The following is a 16,490-nucleotide window of genomic DNA, read 5'->3' as shown; positions in this document are numbered from 1 at the left end:
ACGCACAAGGGTGAGAACGCATGAACGCTACCCGCAGAAGCCTCGAACAGTGGCGCGACTATGTCGGCGGCTGCCTCGACTTCCGTCCCGAGGAAGGCATCTTCCGCATCGCCCGGGACATGTTCACCGAACCGGAGCTGTTCGACCTGGAGATGGAGCTGATCTTCGAAAAGAACTGGATCTACGCCTGCCACGAAAGCGAACTGGCCAGGCCCCACGACTTCGTCACCCTGCGCGCCGGACGCCAGCCGCTGATCGTCACCCGCGACGGCAACGGCCAGTTGCACGCGCTGGTCAACGCCTGCCAGCATCGCGGCGCGACCCTGGTGCGGGTCGGCAAGGGCAACCAGTCGACCTTCACCTGTCCGTTCCATGCCTGGTGCTACAAGAACGACGGCCGGCTGGTGAAGGTCAAGGCGCCGGGCGAATACCCGGAAGGCTTCGACAAGGCCACCCGTGGCCTGAAGAAAGCGCGCATCCAGAGCTACAGGGGCTTCGTCTTCGTCAGCCTGGACGTCGCCGGCGAGGACGACCTGGTGGACTTCCTCGGCGACGCCCGGGTGTTCCTCGACATGCTGGTGGCGCAGTCTCCCAGCGGCGAGCTGGAAGTGTTGCCCGGCACCTCCACCTACACCTACGAAGGCAACTGGAAGCTGCAGAACGAGAATGGCCTGGACGGCTATCACGTCAGCACAGTGCACTACAACTACGTAGCCACCGTGCAGCACCGCCAGCAGGTCGAGGCCGAGCGCGGCGGCGTGGCCGCCACCCTCGACTACAGCAAGCTCGGCGCCGGCGACGCGGCCACCGACGACGGCTGGTTCTCCTTCGCCAACGGCCACAGCGTGCTCTTCAGCGAGATGCCCAACCCCGCCGTACGCCCCGGCTACGCCAGCGTGATGCCGCGGCTGGTGGCGGAATACGGCCAGGCCCGCGCCGAGTGGATGATGCATCGCCTGCGCAACCTCAATCTCTACCCCAGCCTGTTCGTCATCGACCAGATCAGCTCGCAGCTGCGCATCGTCCGCCCGCTGGCCTGGAACCGTACCGAGATCGTCAGCCAGTGCATCGGCGTCAAGGGCGAGTCGGACGCCGACCGGGAGAGCCGGATCCGCCAGTTCGAGGACTTCTTCAACGTCTCCGGGATGGGCACGCCCGACGACCTGGTGGAGTTCCGCGAAGCCCAGCGTGGCTTCCAGGCCCGCCTGGAGCGCTGGAGCGACATCTCCCGCGGCCACGGCAAGTGGCTCGAAGGCGCGACGCCGAACAGCCAGGCGTTGGGTATCGCGCCGCTGCTGACCGGCACCGAGATCACCCACGAAGGCCTCTACGTCAACCAGCACGCGCATTGGCGGCGCTTCCTCCTCGACGGCCTGGAGCGCCTGGCCCTGCGCGCGAAAGAGGTGACCCCATGAACGCCGGACTGCAGTACCGCGTCGAACAGTTCCTCTACCGCCACGCCGAACTCTGCGATGCCCAGGACTGGGACGGCTACCTCGCGCAGTTCGACGAACAGTGCGAGTTCCACCTGCCGCAGTGGGAGTCCGAGCAGCGCTACACCCGCGATCCGAAGCGCGAGATGTCGCTGATCTACTACCCCAGCCGTGCCGGCCTGGAAGACCGGGTGTTCCGTATCCGCACCGGCAAGGCCGCGTCCACCGTGCCGATGCCGCGCACCCTGCACCAGATCGGCAACGTGCGCATCGCCGAGGAAGGCGAAGGCCTGCTGCGAGTGCGGGTCAACTGGCAGACCCTGTTCCAGCGCCTGGACCAGACCGGCAGCTTCTTCGGCCATGCCACCTACCGCCTGAAACCCCATGGAGAGGCCTGGCTGATCGCGCGCAAGCACATCGTCCTGCTCAACGACCGGATCGACTCGGTCCTCGACTTCTACCACCTCTGAACGGCGGGACCCGTCACGATGAATCACAAAGTCGCCCTCAGCTTCGCCGACGGCAAGACCCTGTTCCTGCCCGTCGGCCACGACGACCTGCTCCTCGACGCCGCCCTGCGCCACGGCATCAACCTGCCGCTGGACTGCCGCGAAGGGGTCTGCGGCACCTGCATGGGCCGCTGCGAGGCGGGCAGCTACAGCCTGGACTACGCCGACGAGGACACCCTCTCCGCCGCCGACCTGGAGCAGCGCAAGGTGCTCGCCTGCCAGACCCGGGTGCGCTCCGACGCGGCCTTCTACTTCGACTTCGCCTCGACCCTCTGCCATGCCGCCGCGGCCCAGGCGCACAGCGGCGTGGTGCGCGAACTGCGCCTGCTCTCCGAGGACACCGCGCTGCTCCGCCTCGACGCCGGCGCCGCGGGCCGCCAGCTGGACTTCCTGCCCGGCCAGTACGCGCGCCTGCAAGTACCCGGCAGCGACTGCCGGCGCGCCTACTCCTTCGCCAACCGGCCGAATCCGCAGAACCACCTGCAGTTCCTTATCCGCCTGCTCCCGGGCGGCGCCATGAGCGACTACCTGCGCCAAGGGTGCCGGGTCGGCGACGAGATCCGCTTCGAGGCGCCGCTGGGCACATTCTACCTGCGCCAGGTGGAGCGCCCGTTGCTGCTGGTGGCCGGCGGCACCGGCCTGTCGGCGTTCCTCGGCATGCTCGACGAACTGGCCGAGCGCGGTTGCGAGCGGCCGGTGCATCTCTACTACGGGGTACGCCGCGCCGCCGATCTCTGCGAATTGCAACGGATCGCCGGCTACGCCGAGCGGCTTCCCGGCTTCCGCTTCGTCCCGGTGCTCAGCGAGGCGGACGCCGACTGGGATGGCCGGCGCGGCTACCTGCACGAGCATTTCGACGCCGCCCGCTTGCGCGACGAAGCTTTCGACCTCTACCTGTGCGGGCCGCCGCCGATGGTCGAGGCGGTCCGCCAGTGGCTGCGCGAGCACTCCCTGGAGCATCTGCGGCTGTACCTGGAGAAGTTCACCGAAAGCGGCGACTGAAGCGCTCAGCCGAGGTCGCCGCCAGCTACCGGCAGGGTCACGCCGGTAATGTAGGACGCCTCGTCGGAGGCGAGGAAGAGGATCGCCGCGACCTGCTCGTCGATGCTGCCGTAGCGCTTCATCAGGCTGCTGTCGAGGGTCTGCTCGACGATCTGTCGATACCAGCGCCGCTCCTCCTCGCTCTGCGCCGCGGCGTTGCGCGGAATCCTTCGCGGCGGCGCGTCGGTGCCGCCCGGCGCCACCGCGTTGACGCGGATGCCCTGGTCGGCGGTCTCGAACGCCAGGCAGGCGGTCAGCGCGTTCACCCCGCCCTTGGCGGCGCCATAGGGCACCCGGTTGACCCCGCGGGTGGCAACCGACGAGACGTTGACGATCGCCCCGCTGCCCTGCCCCAGCATCGCCGGCAGCGCCGCTCGGCAACACCACAAGGTGGGCAGCAGCGAACGCCGCAGCTCGGCCTCGATCTCGTCCTCGGCGTAGTGTTGGTAGGGCTTCGCCCAGAGGGTGCCGCCGACGTTGTTGACCAGGATGTCCAGCCGGCCGAAACGCTCCAGGGTCCGCTCCAGTACCCGCTGGCATTCGGCGTAGCGCTCCAGGTCGGCGGTCAGGCACAGGCAGGCGTCGCCGGCCAGTTCGTGGACCAGCTCGGAGCGGTCCACCGCCACCACCCGCGCGCCTTCCTCCAGCAGGCGCCGGACCACGCCCAGGCCGATACCCTGGGCGGCGCCGCTGACCAGGGCGACCTTGTCGCGGAATCTGTCGTTCATGGGAGTCTCCTTGGCTCGCTCGGGTTCAGGCCGCGCTGGCGGCGAACTTTTCGTAGTAGAAATTCGCCGGGCGCACGCCCTGCTCGCGCAGGTAGCGCTCGACCGCCTCGACCATCGGCGGCGGCCCGCACAGGTAGATGTCGACGTCGCCCTCGTGCAGGTGCTGCGCGGCGATGTGCTCGGTCACGTAGCCCTTGCGCGGATAGTCGCTGTCGGCGCTGGCCACGCACGCGCTCCAGGTGAAGCCGGGAATCCGTTCGGCGAACGCCTCCAGGCGCTCGAGCCCGACCAGGTCGACGTCGTGGGTCACCCCGTAGACCAGGTGCAGCGGGTGCGCGCTGCCCTGTTCGGCGATCCGTTCGAGCATCGCGGTGAACGGCGCCAGGCCGGTGCCGCCGGCCAGCATCAGCAGTGGCCGGTGAATCTCGCGCAGGTAGAAACTGCCCAGCGGGCCGTCCATCGCCAGGCTGTCGCCGGCCCTGGCCGTGCCACTGAGGAAGCCGCTCATCAGCCCGCCGGGGACGTTGCGGATCAGGAAGCTGACCTCGCCGTCCTTCGCCAGCGAGCTGAAGGAGTAGGCGCGGCGCTGCTCGCTGCCGGGTACCTGGAGGTTGACGTACTGCCCGGGCAGGAACGCCAGGCTGGCCAGCGCCTCGCCGCGCAGCGACAGGCCGATGGTGCTCGGCGACAGTTGCCGGACTTCGCTGATGCGCGCCTCGTAGCGCGCCTGGCCGGTCCTGCACAGGGTCGAGGACGCCGGCACGCGCAGCACGCAGTCGCTTTCGGCGCGCATCTGGCAGGTCAGCACGTAGCCGCGGGCGGCTTCCTCGGCGCTGAGGGCATCGTCGATGTAGTCCTGGCCCAGCGCATAGCGCCCGGCCTCGGCCAGGCACTTGCAGGTGCCGCAGGCGCCGTCGCGGCAGTCCAGGGGGATGTTGATGCCCTGGCGGTAGGCCGCGTCGGCCACGGTCTCGCCGGGCGCGGCATGGATGAAGCGGGTCACCCCGTCTTCGAAGTTGAGTGCGATCCGATGGTTCATGGCATGTCCCTCGACAGCCCGCCGGCGCGGGCGTCAGACGTGGTAGACGTCGATCAGCTGGCGAACGTAGTCGTTCTTCAGGATCACTTTCTTGGCCTTGATCAGCGGACTCTCGCCGCGTACGTCGAGGTCGTAGAAGGTGGTGCCGAAGTAGCTGTCCACGGTCTTGTAGCGATAGCTCAGGGTGTGCCAGTTGCAGCGCACGCGGCAGATGCCGTCGTCCTCGCCGAGCAGTTCGATGTTGCTCAGGTTGTGCGAGGTGCGGGTGTCCGGCAGGGTCGCGCTGGAGCGCTCGGTGCGGATGCGGAATACCCGGTCCTCCAGGCCGCCGCGGTTGCCGTACCAGATCAGCGAGATTTCCCGCTGCGGGTCCTCGGTGAGCTGGTCGCGGTCGTCCCAGGACGGCATCCAGAAACTGGCGTCCGCGGCGTACAACGCCAGCCAGGCGTCCCAATCCTTGTCGTCGAGATAGCGCGCCTCGCGGTAGAGGAAATCGCGCAGGGCGTCGTAGCCCAGGCTCATGACGCCACCTCCCGCAGCGCCACGCGCTGCGTCCGTTCGCGCTCCAGGGCGGCGAGCAGCGCCTCCTGCCAGTAGCGATGCTGCAATACGAACAGCCCTTCGTCCTCGGTGCGCACGCCGCTCAGGCGCGGCCGCAGGTCGATGGCCGCGGCCGCCGCGTCGGCGCCCTCTATCCAGTGTTCGGCGCCGCGCGACAGGTCGTTCCAGCCGACCACGCTGCCCTGGTAGCCCTGCTGGCAGGAACGGAACTCCTCCAGGTCGTCCGGGGTGGCCATGCCGCTGACGTTGAAGAAGTCCTCGTACTGGCGGATGCGCCGGGCGCGCGCCTCGGCGCTCTCGCCTTTCGGCGCGATGCAGTAGATGGTGATTTCCGTACGGTCCACCGACAGCGGCCGGGCGATGCGGATCTGCGAGCTGAACTGGTCCATCAGGTACACGTTGGGGTACAGGCAGAGGTTGCGCGAGTTCTCGATCATCCAGTCGGCGCGGGCCTCGCCGAAGTCGCGGGCAAGCTCGGCGCGGCGCTCGAAGGCCGGCCGGTCCTCGGGGTTGGCCCAGCGACTCCAGAGCAGCATGTGGCCATGCTCGAACGAGTAGAAGCCGCCGCCCTGCCGGGCCCAGCCCGCGGCGCTCATGGTCCGCAGCGGGTCCGCGGCGTCGCGCTGCTGGCGCTGGCTCTGGGTCGCCGCGTAGTTCCAGTGCACCGAGCTGACGTGGTAGCCGTCGGCGCCGTTCTCGGCGGTGAGCTTCCAGTTGCCTTCGTAGACATAGCTGGAAGAGCCGCGCAGCACCTCGAGGCCTTCCGGCGACTGGTCGACGATCATGTCGATGATCTTCGCCGACTCGCCCAGGTGCTCGGCCAGCGGCCTGACATCGGGGTTGAGGCTGCCGAACAGGAAGCCACGGTAGGACTCGAAGCGCGCCACCCGGGTCAGGTCGTGCGAGCCCTCGCAGTTGAAGCCCTGCGGGTAGCCGGCCTCGGCCGGGTCCTTGACCTTGAGCAGCTTGCCGGAGTTGTTGAAGGTCCAGCCGTGGAACGGACAGGTATAGCTGCTGCGATTGCCGCTCTTGTGCCGGCAGAGCATCGCGCCACGGTGGCTGCAGGCGTTGATGAAGGCGTTGAGCTGGCCGTCGCGGTTGCGCGCGATGACGATCGACTGGCGGCCGATCTGGGTGGTCAGGTAGTCGTTGACTCCGGCAACCTGGCTTTCGTGGGCGAGATAGACCCAATTGCCCTCGAAGATGTGCTTCATCTCCAGTTCGAACAGGCGTGGATCGGTGAACATCTCCCGCTTGCAGCGGTAGACGCCGCGCTCGGGGTCTTCCTCGAGCAGAGAACGCAAGTAATCGCTACCCAGGGACATGGCCGGGGCCTCCGTTGTTATTGTTCAGGCCCGGTCAGGTTAGGTAGCGCGTGCTGCTGGGGATATCCGTTGCCTGCGGATCGCTGGCCGATTCCTGCACGCCGTGGCGGTCGGCGCTAGGCGCGCCGGCGCAGGGTTTCCGAAGGCAGCTCGCCGAACTGCCGGCGATATTGCTCGGCGAAGCGGCCGAGGTGGGCGAAACCGAAGTCCAGGGCCAGTTCGGTGAGGTTGCGTACCCGGCAGCCGGGGTCTTCCAGGCAGGCGCGGATGCGCTCCAGGCGCAGCCGGCGAATGTATTGCCGAGGGCTCTCGCCAAGCTGGCGCTCGAACAGCGCGTACAGCGAACGGGTGCTCATGTGCGCCTGCTCGGCCAGCGCCGCGACCTCGATCTCGCTCTGCAGATGGCGGCGGATGTAGGCATCGAGGCGGGCGAAGACGACCTGCGCATCGCCGGGGTCCTCGCGGCTGACGTTGGTCTTCAGCAGGGTCAGCAGCTTGCTGCCGAGGATCTGCTCGAAGTGGCTGTCGACCCGCGCCAGCCGCTCGCCGGACTCGGCCTCGCGGCAGACCAGGGCGAGCAGGCCGACGAAGCCTTCCAGCTGGTCCAGGCGATAGCGATGTTCGAGGAAACGCACGCCGCGCGCCGGATGGCTCCAGCGCTGCTCGGCGCAGATCGCTTCGAGCAGCGCGCAGGGCAGCTTGACGATGAATTTCTCGCAGTCCGCCGAATAGGTCAGGTCGACCGGATCGTCCGGGTTGATCAGCAACAGCTCGCCCGGCGCCAGGGCGTGTTCCTGCCCGCCGCCGCGCCACAGGCAGTGGCCGCGCAGGAGGATCTGCAGGTGGAAGATGCTCTCCAGCGCCGGCGAGGTGACCCGTACCGCCGCGCCGTAGCTGATCCGGCACAGGTCGAGGCTGGCGAAGGTGCGGTGGTCGAGGCTGGCTTGCGGCCTGCCGGAGGCCGGCAGGCGTATGCAGTGCGTACCGACGTGCCGGTTGACATAGCCGGACACCGCATAGGGGTCGGCACGTTCGAACACCCGGCTGCGCTCGCTGAGCAAGGAGGCATTCATGGGCAGGACACTCAGGCTGCTATCGTTGTTGTTATCGCCGCGCGGCGCCAAGCGCCGGGCGCAGAACATCCACCCACACTACGCAAGCCCTCCGCCGGCGACAATCCGGGCCGGCAATCGCGTGCGGTAATCGAACGGAATCCGTCCAACGGCCAACGAAAAAGGGCCGCCAGGGTTTCCCCTGCCGGCCCGCTTGCGCGCCCGCTTCAGCCGGCCGCCGGCGTCTCCTCGCGCGGTCCGGCGTCGCGCCCGTGGGTCCAGCGATAGAGCACCGGCAGCACCAGCAGGGTCAGCATGGTCGAGGACAGGATGCCGCCGATCACCACCGTCGCCAGCGGCCGCTGCACCTCGGCGCCGGTGCCGGTGGCCAGGGCCATCGGCACGAAACCGAGGGACGCCACCAGGGCGGTCATCAGCACCGGACGCAGGCGGGTGATGGCGCCCTCCCACACCGCCTGGTCGAGGCTGCGTCCTTCCTGCAACAGGTTGCGGATGAAGGAGATCATCACCAGGCCGTTGAGCACCGCCACCCCGGACAGGGCGATGAAACCCACCGCCGCCGAGATCGACAGCGGTATCCCGCGCAGCCACAGGGCCAGCACCCCGCCGGTGAGGGCGAAGGGGATGCCGGTGAACACCAGCAGGCCGTCCTTGACGTTGTTGAACATGGCGAAGAGCAAGGTGAACACCAGCAGCAGCGCCACCGGCACCACTACCTGCAAGCGCTTGGCGGCGGACTGCAACTGTTCGAACTGGCCGCCCCAGGTGGTCCAGTAGCCGGCCGGGATCTTCACCCCGTCCTGCAGCTTCTGTTGCGCTTCCAGCACGAACGAGCCGATGTCGCGGCCACGCACGTTGGCGCTGACCACGATGCGCCGCTTGCCGTTCTCCCGGCTGATCTGGTTCGGTCCCGGCGAGAGGTCGAGGCGCGCCACGTCCGACAGCGGGATGAAGTCGATCCGCGCCAGGTTGTTCGGCGGCAGCGGGATCAGCAGGTTGGACAGTGCCGGCAGGTCGGCGCGCAGGGTTTCCGGCAGGCGGATGACGATGTCGAAGCGGCGGTCGCCCTCGAACAGGGTACCGGCATTGCGTCCGCCGAGGGCGGTGGCCACGGTGTCCTGGATGTCGCCGACATTGAGGCCGAAGCGTGCCGCCTTGTCGCGGTCGATGTCCACCGTCAGCACCGGCAGGCCGGTGGTCTGCTCGACCTTCACCTCGGAGGCGCCGTCGATGCCTTGCAGCACCTTGGAGATCTTCTCCGCGGTGTCGTTGAGCACCTGCATGTCGTCGCCGAAGACCTTCACCGCGACGTCGCTGCGCACCCCGGAGATCAGTTCGTTGAAGCGCAACTGGATCGGCTGGGAGAACTCGTAGACGCTGCCCGGCACCTCAAGGGCCGCGGCCTGCAATTCTTCCAGCAGCGCCTCCCGCGACTTCTTCGGGTCCGGCCACTGGCTCTGCGGCTTGAGCATCACGTAGCTGTCGGAGGCGTTCGGCGGCATCAGGTCGGAGGCGATCTCGGCGGTCCCGGTGCGGGCGAAGACCCGCTCGATCTCCGGGAACTTGCCCATCAGCTTCTTCTCCAGGGTCTGCTGCATCTCGACCGACTGGGTCAGGCTGGTGCCCGGCACCCGCAGGCCCTGCATGGCGAAGTCGCCCTCGCTGAGGCTGGGAATGAACTCGCTGCCCATCCGCGAGGCCACCAGCCCGGTGAGCAGGATCGCGCCGAGGGCGCCGCCGACCACCAGCGCGCGGTGCCCGAGCACCCAGCGCAGCGCCGGTTCGTAGGCCAGACGCGCGCGGCGCATGACGAAGTTCTCCTCCTCCTTGACCTTGCCGGTGATGAACAGCGCGATCGCCGCCGGGACGAAGGTCACCGAGAGGATCATCGCGCCGAGCAGCGCGGTGACCACGGTGAACGCCATCGGGTGGAACATCTTCCCCTCGACCCCGGTGAGGGCGAAGATCGGCAGGTACACCACCATGATGATGATCTGACCGAAGACCAGCGCCCGGCGCGCCTCCCTGGACGCGGCGAAGACCTCGTGGAAACGTTCCGCGCGGGTCAGCTGGCGGCCGTGGTGGGCCTGGGCGTGGGCCAGGCGGCGGATGGCGTTCTCGACGATCACCACGGCGCCGTCGACGATGATGCCGAAGTCCAGCGCGCCGAGGCTCATCAGGTTGGCGCTGACCCTGTTGCCGACCATCCCGGTGAAGGTGAACAGCATCGACAGCGGGATGATGGTGGCGGTGATCAGCGCCGCGCGGATGTTGCCGAGGAACAGGAAGAGCACCGCGATCACCAGCGCCGCGCCTTCCACCAGGTTCTTCTTCACCGTGGCCACGGCCTTGTCCACCAGGGTGGTGCGGTCGTAGACGGTGATCGCCTTGACCCCCTTGGGCAGGGTCCGGTTGATCTCCTCCAGGCGCTGGCCGACCGCCTGGGCCACTTCCCGGCTGTTCTCGCCGATCAGCATGAACACCGTGCCGAGCACCACTTCGCGGCCGTTCTCGGTGGCCGCGCCGGTGCGCAGCTCCTTGCCCAGGCCGACCTCGGCGACGTCGCGGATACGGATCGGCACGCCGTCGACGTTGGAAACGATGATCCCGCGGATATCGTCCATGTCCTTGACCTGGCCCGGCGCGCGGATCAGCAACTGCTCGCCGCGCCGCTCGATGTAGCCGGCGCCGACGTTCTCGTTGTTGCGCAGCACGGCGTTCTGCAGGTCGCCGAGGGTCAGCTTGTAGGCCGCGAGCTTCTTCGGATCCGGGGCGATGAGGAATTGCTTGGCGTAGCCGCCGATGGTGTTGATCTCGGCCACGCCCTTCACGTTGCGCAACTGCGGACGGATGATCCAGTCCTGGATGGTGCGCAGGTCGGTGGGCGTGTAGGCGCTGCCGTCCTCCTTGGTCGCGCCCTCCTCGGCCTCAACCGTCCACAGGTAGATCTCGCCGAGACCGGTGGAGATCGGCCCGAGGGTCGGCGAGATGTCTTCCGGCAGTTGCTCGCGCGCCGTGCTCAGGCGTTCGTTGACCTGCTGGCGGGCGAAGTAGATATCGGTGCCCTCCTCGAAGATCACCGTCACCTGGGAAATCCCCGGCCGCGACAGCGAACGGGTTTCCTGCAAACCCGGCAGGCCGGCCATGACGGTCTCCACCGGGTAGGTGATCCGCTGCTCCACTTCCAGCGGCGAGTAGCCGGGGGCGGCGGTATTGATCTGCACCTGGACGTTGGTGATGTCCGGGACCGCGTCGATGGACAGCTTCTGGTAGCTGCCGATGCCGACCCCGGCCATCCCCAGCACCGCCAGCAGGACCAGCCAGCGTTGCTCGATGGCGAATTGGATGATGCGTTCGAACATGCGAAGACTCCTGGAGCGGGACTCAGTGACCGTGTTCCGCCGAGCCCTTGCCCAGTTCGGATTTGAGGATGAAGCTGCCGCTGGCGGCGACCTGGCTGCCGGCGCGCAGGCCCTCGAGGACCTCGACGCGCTGGCCGTCGCTGATGCCCAGCTTGACCGGCTGGACCACGAAGCCATCGGCCACGCGGACGAACACCACGTCCTCGCCGTCGACGTTCTGCACCGCGCCGTCGGCGACCGTCAGGACTTCCTTGCGGGTCGCCTCGGCCACCTGCACGGAAACGAACAGGCCCGGGCGCCAGGTGCTCTCGGGGTTGCTCAGGGTGACCCGGGCGGTGGCCGCGCGGGTCTGCTCGCCGAGCAGGTCGCCGATGTAGGACACGGTGCCCTCCACCTCGCTATCCAGCGCCTGGGCGAGCACCTTGACCTTGCTGCCGACGCGGACCTGGCCGAGCAGTTGCGCGGGCACGTTGAAGGTGGCCCAGACCGAGGACAGGTCGGACAGGGTGAAGACGTTGGCGGTGCCGTCCACCGGCTCGCCCTGGGTCAGGTGCTTTTCCACCAGCACCCCGGCGAACGGCGCGCGCAGCTCGTAGCGGTTGCCGCCCTGCAGGCTGGGATTGCCGCCGAGCGCGGCGATCTTCGCCCGCGCGTTGTTCAGCGCGATCTCGGCTTCCTGCAAACCCTGGCGGGCGAGCAGGAATTCCTGCTCGGCGGAAATGCCCTCCTTCCACAGCTGCTGCTCGCGCTTGTAGGTGCTCTGCGCCAGGCTCAGGCGGCGCTGGGCGGCGGCGAATTCGCTGCGCTGGTCGGACAACTGCGGGCTGCTGATCACCGCCAGCAGCTCGCCCTGCTTCACCGCCTGGCCAAGATTGGCCGGCACGCTGTCGACGATCCCCGGCAGGCGCGGGACGATATGCGCGGTGCGGTCCTCGTTGAAGCGGATCTCGCCGGGCAGCGAGACCACCTGGGCCAGGCTGATCGTCCGCGCCGTATCGAGGGTGATGCCGGCGGCCTCGATCTGCTCGGCATCCAGCTCCAGCTTGCCCTCCTCGCGGGTGAAGGCGAAGTCGTAGCCCTGCTTGCCGGCCATCAGCTTGAGGCGCGCGGTGAAGGCATGCGGCTCGGCGATCCCGGCATTGGCCACCAGGCCATCGCCGCTGGCCTTGAACAGCAGGTCCTCGACCTCGCCGGTGGCACGCTCGACGTCGGCGCCGAGGACCACCTCCTGCGGCGCCAGCGCCTTGCCGCCGCGCTCGACCCAGGCCTTGAGCGGGCTGCCGTCCTCCGGCACCAGCAGTTCCAGGGTCAGGTCGCCCTGGCGCAACAACATGCCGCCGCGCGGTCCGCTGCCCTCGCCCTCGGCGGCCGCTTCGCCGGCGCCGGCCGGCGCCTTGCCGCCCAGCTCCAGGTAGGCGCCGCCGCCCAGGCCGAGCAGTGCCAGTGCGGTCACCGCGATAATCGTCTTCTTGCCCATTCTGTTCTCCCGAACCGTTCGGGGGGCGCGCCGGCGGCCCGCCCCGGAAATCTCACTGGCCGAGGTGGCCGATGTCTTCACCGAGCAGGCGCTCCATGCTCACCCGCGCCTGCGCCGCGGCGTCCAGCGCGCGCACGTACTGGGCACGGACGCCGACCAGGGTGCGCTGGGCATCGAGCACGTCGAGGAAGTTGAACTTGCCCATCTCGAAGCCGCGGGTCATCGAGTCCAGCGCGCTCTGTGCGCCGGGCAGCAGGTCGCGACGGACCAGCGCCAGCTCCTGTTCCGAGGTGCGCAACTGGTCGTAGGCCTGTACCGCTTCGCTGCGCAGGCGCAGCAGGGTCGCGCGCTGCAGGTCGCGGGCCTGGTCGGCGCGGCTCTGGGCGGCGTAGATGTTGCCCTGGTTGCGGTCGAACAGCGGCAGCGGCATCGACAGGCCGATCAGGTTGACCCGTTCGCCACGTCCGTCGCGGGCGGTCTGGTCGTACTTGCTGCCGATGCTGACCGTCAGGTTGGGGATGCGCTGGCGCTTCTCCAGGTCGACCTGGGCCTCGCCGCGCGCTACCTCCTGGGCCGCCAGACGCAGGGTCGGCGACTCGTCGAGATGGCGCAGCAAGGCGCCACGGGTGATGCTCGCCGGCACCGCGTCGAGCGCGCCGCCGACCCTGGCGAAGCCTGGCTGCGGCTCGTCCCAGGTGCTCGACAGCTGCACATAGGTGCGCTGCTGCTCCAGCTCCGCCTGGCTCAGGTCGAGCTGGGCGTTGTCCGCCAGGACCTGGGCGCGAACCCGTTCCACCGAGGAGATGCTGCCGGCCTTGACCCGTCGGTCGGCGGCCTGCAGCGCGCGCCTGGCCAGGTCCAGGGAGGTCTTCGCCAGGCGCACCCGCTCCTGCGCGGTCAGCGCCGCGTAGTAGGCGCCGCGGACCTGGGCGCGCAGTTCGGCGCGACGGACTTCCAGTTGGGTCCAGGCGATCTCGCTGCCGCGTTTCGCCACCTCCACCCGCGCACCGCGCTTGCCGCCCAGCTCCAGCGGCTGGGCGATGCTGACGCTGGTCTGGCGATTGCCCTGGCGGGTGTCCTCGACGCTCCAGGACAGATCCGGGTTGGGGATCAGCCCGGCCTGCTGCCGCGCGCCGCTGGCAATCTCGGTCTCGCGCCCCACCGCCGCCAGCTCGGGGTTGCTCCGCAGGGCCCGCTCCAACGCCTGCTCGAGGCTGATCGAAGTACCGTTGAAACTCACCGGCGCCTCGTTCGCCAGGGCCGGCAGGCCCAGGCAGAGTCCCATCAGTAGCCAGCAGGCGCGTTTCCCCGCGCTGGCCAGTGGCCGAAGTATCGGCATGTTCCGCTCCTCGTCTGCTGATCGTCGTCGGCGACGGCGATCCATTACCGGCCCGGAACCACGCAACCGTTCATCGGCGATATCTCGCCGGCGATATTCGAAGTTGCACTTCCGGGATGCGGCAGATGTTAGGTAGCGGGGCTTATCGGCAAGGTGACGGAAGAATTACAAGTCGGTAATGAATATTCTCCACGGACAATTAGCGGTTACACTTCGGCAACCTTCGAAGAGACTGGCAATAGTTGGATGAAACATAGGGACAAAAGCAACATGCGCTTACAAAAGGCATTGCCCCTCACGCCCAGCGGTGCTTGCGCCGCGGACATTTCCAAAGTTCTCAGGCGGACTCCCGGGAGAACTACCCGGTCATTCGATAATTATCATCGAAGCAGCGCAACGATATGAAATTACATTTCCAGGATTCTATCCAGGCAACGCCCGCAATGTAACTTTATAGCAATGCACTTAAACATTTACTTGCAAATGAATCCATACTTTATATAGGGGCGAACATGCGCATCCTTATTATCGAAGATGAAGTCAAGACTGCCGACTACCTGCACCAGGGCCTGACCGAAAGCGGCTACATCGTCGACCGCGCCAACGATGGCATCGACGGCCTGCACATGGCCTTGCAACACCCTTACGAACTGGTGATCCTCGACGTCAACCTGCCCGGCATCGACGGCTGGGACCTGCTCCGCCGCCTGCGCGAACGCAGCAGCGCGCGGGTGATGATGCTCACCGGGCATGGCAGGCTGACCGACAAGGTGCGCGGCCTCGATCTCGGCGCCGACGACTTCATGGTCAAGCCGTTCCAGTTCCCCGAACTGCTGGCGCGGGTCCGCTCGCTGCTGCGCCGCCACGACCAGGCACCGATGCAGGACGTCCTGCGGGTCGCCGACCTGGAGCTGGACGCCAGCCGCCACCGGGCCTTCCGCGGCCGGGTGCGGATCAACCTGACGACCAAGGAGTTCGCCCTGCTGCACCTGCTGATGCGGCGCAACGGCGACGTCATCACCCGGACGCAGATCATCTCGCTGATCTGGGACATGAACTTCGACAACGACTCCAACGTGGTGGAAGTCGCCATCTGCCGCCTGCGGGCGAAGATCGACGACGGCTTCGACCTCAAGCTGATCCATACCATTCGCGGCGTCGGCTACGTCCTGGAAGCGCGCCGATGACGCCACCAGGCCGACTGTCGCTGCGCCTGGCCCTGCTGGTCGGCGCCCTCGGCGCACTGCTGGCCCTGGCGCTCGGCGCGATGGCGCACTGGAACCTCGGCCGCGAGCTGGAAGCCCGCGAGCGGGAAAACCTGCAATTGAAGCTGGAGCAGATCCGCCACAGCCTGGAAGACGATCTCGACCTGCGCAGCGACCCGGCCGTACAGGCGCATGCCCTGCAGGACCAACTGGTGGCCCACAGCGGCCTGCACCTGAGCATTCTCGACAGCCGCAGCGGCCAGCCGCTGATGAGCTTCGGCGACCAGGCCGCGGCCAGCGTCGCGACCAACCGCGCGCTTCTCGCCCGCTTGCAGGCGGACGCCCGCCAGCCGGTGTTCCAGAGCTGGAGCACCGGCAACGACCAGCGCCTGCTGAGCATCGGCGCTTCCATGCGCATGAAGAACGGCACCCCGGTACAGGTGTTGCTGAGCAGCGAGCGCAACGCCGACGAGCGCCTGCTCGACGGTTTCCTCCGCGCCACCCTGCTGGCCCTGCCCTTCCTCCTGCCACTGATCGCCCTGGCCGCCTGGTGGGTGGTGCGTGCCGGCCTCGAACCGTTGAACCGCTTCCGCCGGGTGGCCGCCCAGGTCAGCCCGCAGGATCTCTCCTACCGCATCCCCGAGCAGAACCTGCCGCGCGAGCTGGACAGCCTGGCCCGCAGCTTCAACCACATGCTCGGCCGCCTCGAGGATGGCGTACGCCAGCTCTCGCAGTTTTCCGACGACCTGGCCCACGAACTGCGCGCGCCGATCTGCAACCTGCTGGTGCGTAACCAGGTGCTGCTCAGCCAGCATCGCGACAGCGCGGCATACCGCGAAGCCCTGGAGTCCAATGCCGAGGAACTGGAGCGGCTGTCGCGGATCGTCACCGACATGCTGTTCCTGGTGCAGGTGGACAACCCGGCGATCCAGGCCCAGTTCGGCTGCGTCGCCCTGCACGAGCAGGCGGCCAAGGTCATCGACCTGTACGAGATGGTCGCCGAGGACAAGGGCGTCGAACTGCGCCTGTCCGGCAACGGCTTCGCCCACGGCGACAACCTGATGATCCAGCGCGCCATTTCCAACCTGGTGTCCAACGCCGTGCGCCACACCCCGCAAGGCGGGCGCATCGACGTGCGGATCGGGGAACGCGCGGGGCACACCGAGGTGAGGGTCAGCAACGACGGCCCGGGCATCCCGCCGGAGTACCTGCCGCACCTGTTCGAGCGCTTCTACCGCCGCGCCGGACGCCAGACTGGAGCCCAGGCCGGCACCGGCCTGGGACTGGCCATCGTGCAATCGATCATGGCCTACCACGGCGGCCGCGCCGAAGCGGAAAGCGTACCGCAGCAGAAGACCCACCTGCGCCTGCTGTTCCCTTCGACGGGCGCTGCCTGAC

Annotated in this window: 13 protein-coding genes; 5 read left to right on the top strand and 8 right to left on the bottom strand. The window is 68.0% G+C overall.

From position 1 onward, the window contains the following. Positions 1-20 precede the first annotated feature (20 nt). From antA to antC, 3 genes are read left to right on the top strand one after another with little or no spacing between them, the layout of a single operon-like run. Positions 21-1,415 carry an anthranilate 1,2-dioxygenase large subunit gene (gene antA / locus FHW81_RS27490; RefSeq protein ID WP_023091278.1) on the top strand — a complete coding sequence of 465 codons (1,395 nt, stop codon included), beginning with the start codon at positions 21-23 and terminating at the stop codon, positions 1,413-1,415. Further along, positions 1,412-1,903 (top strand): anthranilate 1,2-dioxygenase small subunit, encoded by a 492-nt coding sequence (gene antB, locus FHW81_RS27485; protein ID WP_003116865.1) that lies wholly within the window; start codon positions 1,412-1,414, stop codon positions 1,901-1,903. The genes antA and antB overlap by 4 nt, the downstream gene beginning before the upstream one ends. A gap of 18 nt (positions 1,904-1,921) precedes the next feature. Then, positions 1,922-2,944: an anthranilate 1,2-dioxygenase electron transfer component AntC gene (gene antC, locus FHW81_RS27480; protein WP_003116863.1), complete on the top strand. Its 1,023-nt coding sequence runs from the start codon at positions 1,922-1,924 to the stop codon at positions 2,942-2,944. 5 nt (positions 2,945-2,949) lie between these two features. Here antC and FHW81_RS27475 read toward each other — a convergent pair whose 3' ends face one another. The 8 genes from FHW81_RS27475 to FHW81_RS27440 all read right to left on the bottom strand — a co-directional run bounded on the left by FHW81_RS27475 (position 2,950) and on the right by FHW81_RS27440 (position 13,887). Beyond that, positions 2,950-3,711 (bottom strand): 1,6-dihydroxycyclohexa-2,4-diene-1-carboxylate dehydrogenase, encoded by a 762-nt coding sequence (locus FHW81_RS27475; RefSeq protein ID WP_003116862.1) that lies wholly within the window; start codon positions 3,709-3,711, stop codon positions 2,950-2,952. Positions 3,712-3,736: 25 nt separating this feature from the next. After that, positions 3,737-4,750 (bottom strand): benzoate 1,2-dioxygenase electron transfer component BenC, encoded by a 1,014-nt coding sequence (gene benC / locus FHW81_RS27470; RefSeq protein WP_003109537.1) that lies wholly within the window; start codon positions 4,748-4,750, stop codon positions 3,737-3,739. 33 nt (positions 4,751-4,783) lie between these two features. Then, entirely contained in the window at positions 4,784-5,272 is a 489-nt protein-coding gene (benB, locus tag FHW81_RS27465; protein WP_003113314.1) for a benzoate 1,2-dioxygenase small subunit, read from the bottom strand. After that, positions 5,269-6,636, bottom strand: coding sequence for a benzoate 1,2-dioxygenase large subunit (gene benA / locus FHW81_RS27460; protein ID WP_003113315.1), 1,368 nt, complete (start codon positions 6,634-6,636; stop codon positions 5,269-5,271). Before benA ends, benB begins: the two co-directional genes overlap by 4 nt. A 116-nt stretch (positions 6,637-6,752) precedes the next feature. After that, positions 6,753-7,709: an AraC family transcriptional regulator gene (locus FHW81_RS27455; RefSeq protein ID WP_003116860.1), complete on the bottom strand. Its 957-nt coding sequence runs from the start codon at positions 7,707-7,709 to the stop codon at positions 6,753-6,755. A 206-nt stretch (positions 7,710-7,915) separates the two neighbouring features. Next, a complete protein-coding gene (locus FHW81_RS27450; RefSeq protein WP_015648916.1) occupies positions 7,916-11,071 on the bottom strand; it encodes an efflux RND transporter permease subunit in 3,156 nt (1,051 codons plus the stop codon). 22 nt (positions 11,072-11,093) lie between these two features. Further along, entirely contained in the window at positions 11,094-12,548 is a 1,455-nt protein-coding gene (locus FHW81_RS27445) for an efflux RND transporter periplasmic adaptor subunit (RefSeq protein ID WP_003109532.1), read from the bottom strand. 52 nt (positions 12,549-12,600) lie between these two features. Beyond that, positions 12,601-13,887, bottom strand: coding sequence for a TolC family protein (locus tag FHW81_RS27440; protein WP_003113317.1), 1,287 nt, complete (start codon positions 13,885-13,887; stop codon positions 12,601-12,603). Between the two features lie 512 nt (positions 13,888-14,399). On the opposite strand from FHW81_RS27440, the gene FHW81_RS27435 reads away from it, so the two are divergent. Both FHW81_RS27435 and FHW81_RS27430 read left to right on the top strand, forming a co-directional pair. Then, positions 14,400-15,074, top strand: coding sequence for a heavy metal response regulator transcription factor (locus FHW81_RS27435; protein ID WP_003089900.1), 675 nt, complete (start codon positions 14,400-14,402; stop codon positions 15,072-15,074). Continuing rightward, entirely contained in the window at positions 15,071-16,489 is a 1,419-nt protein-coding gene (locus tag FHW81_RS27430) for a sensor histidine kinase (protein ID WP_023091277.1), read from the top strand. Before FHW81_RS27435 ends, FHW81_RS27430 begins: the two co-directional genes overlap by 4 nt. Position 16,490: the final 1 nt, after the last annotated feature.

Source organism: Pseudomonas sp. RC10-4-2, assembly GCF_050433085.1.
Lineage (GTDB): Bacteria > Pseudomonadota > Gammaproteobacteria > Pseudomonadales > Pseudomonadaceae > Pseudomonas > Pseudomonas aeruginosa.
Note: the sequence above shows the minus strand (reverse complement) of the source record. Positions and strands in the feature narration are given on the sequence as shown.

What these genes read in the sequence shown, in the direction of transcription:
- antA (WP_023091278.1), top strand. Translation starts at nt 21, where the DNA reads ATGAACGCTACCCGCAGAAGCCTCGAACAGTGGCGCGACTATGTCGGC.
- antB (WP_003116865.1), top strand. Translation starts at nt 1,412, where the DNA reads ATGAACGCCGGACTGCAGTACCGCGTCGAACAGTTCCTCTACCGCCAC.
- antC (WP_003116863.1), top strand. Translation starts at nt 1,922, where the DNA reads ATGAATCACAAAGTCGCCCTCAGCTTCGCCGACGGCAAGACCCTGTTC.
- FHW81_RS27475 (WP_003116862.1), bottom strand. Translation starts at nt 3,711, where the DNA reads ATGAACGACAGATTCCGCGACAAGGTCGCCCTGGTCAGCGGCGCCGCC.
- benC (WP_003109537.1), bottom strand. Translation starts at nt 4,750, where the DNA reads ATGAACCATCGGATCGCACTCAACTTCGAAGACGGGGTGACCCGCTTC.
- benB (WP_003113314.1), bottom strand. Translation starts at nt 5,272, where the DNA reads ATGAGCCTGGGCTACGACGCCCTGCGCGATTTCCTCTACCGCGAGGCG.
- benA (WP_003113315.1), bottom strand. Translation starts at nt 6,636, where the DNA reads ATGTCCCTGGGTAGCGATTACTTGCGTTCTCTGCTCGAGGAAGACCCC.
- FHW81_RS27455 (WP_003116860.1), bottom strand. Translation starts at nt 7,709, where the DNA reads ATGAATGCCTCCTTGCTCAGCGAGCGCAGCCGGGTGTTCGAACGTGCC.
- FHW81_RS27450 (WP_015648916.1), bottom strand. Translation starts at nt 11,071, where the DNA reads ATGTTCGAACGCATCATCCAATTCGCCATCGAGCAACGCTGGCTGGTC.
- FHW81_RS27445 (WP_003109532.1), bottom strand. Translation starts at nt 12,548, where the DNA reads ATGGGCAAGAAGACGATTATCGCGGTGACCGCACTGGCACTGCTCGGC.
- FHW81_RS27440 (WP_003113317.1), bottom strand. Translation starts at nt 13,887, where the DNA reads ATGCCGATACTTCGGCCACTGGCCAGCGCGGGGAAACGCGCCTGCTGG.
- FHW81_RS27435 (WP_003089900.1), top strand. Translation starts at nt 14,400, where the DNA reads ATGCGCATCCTTATTATCGAAGATGAAGTCAAGACTGCCGACTACCTG.
- FHW81_RS27430 (WP_023091277.1), top strand. Translation starts at nt 15,071, where the DNA reads ATGACGCCACCAGGCCGACTGTCGCTGCGCCTGGCCCTGCTGGTCGGC.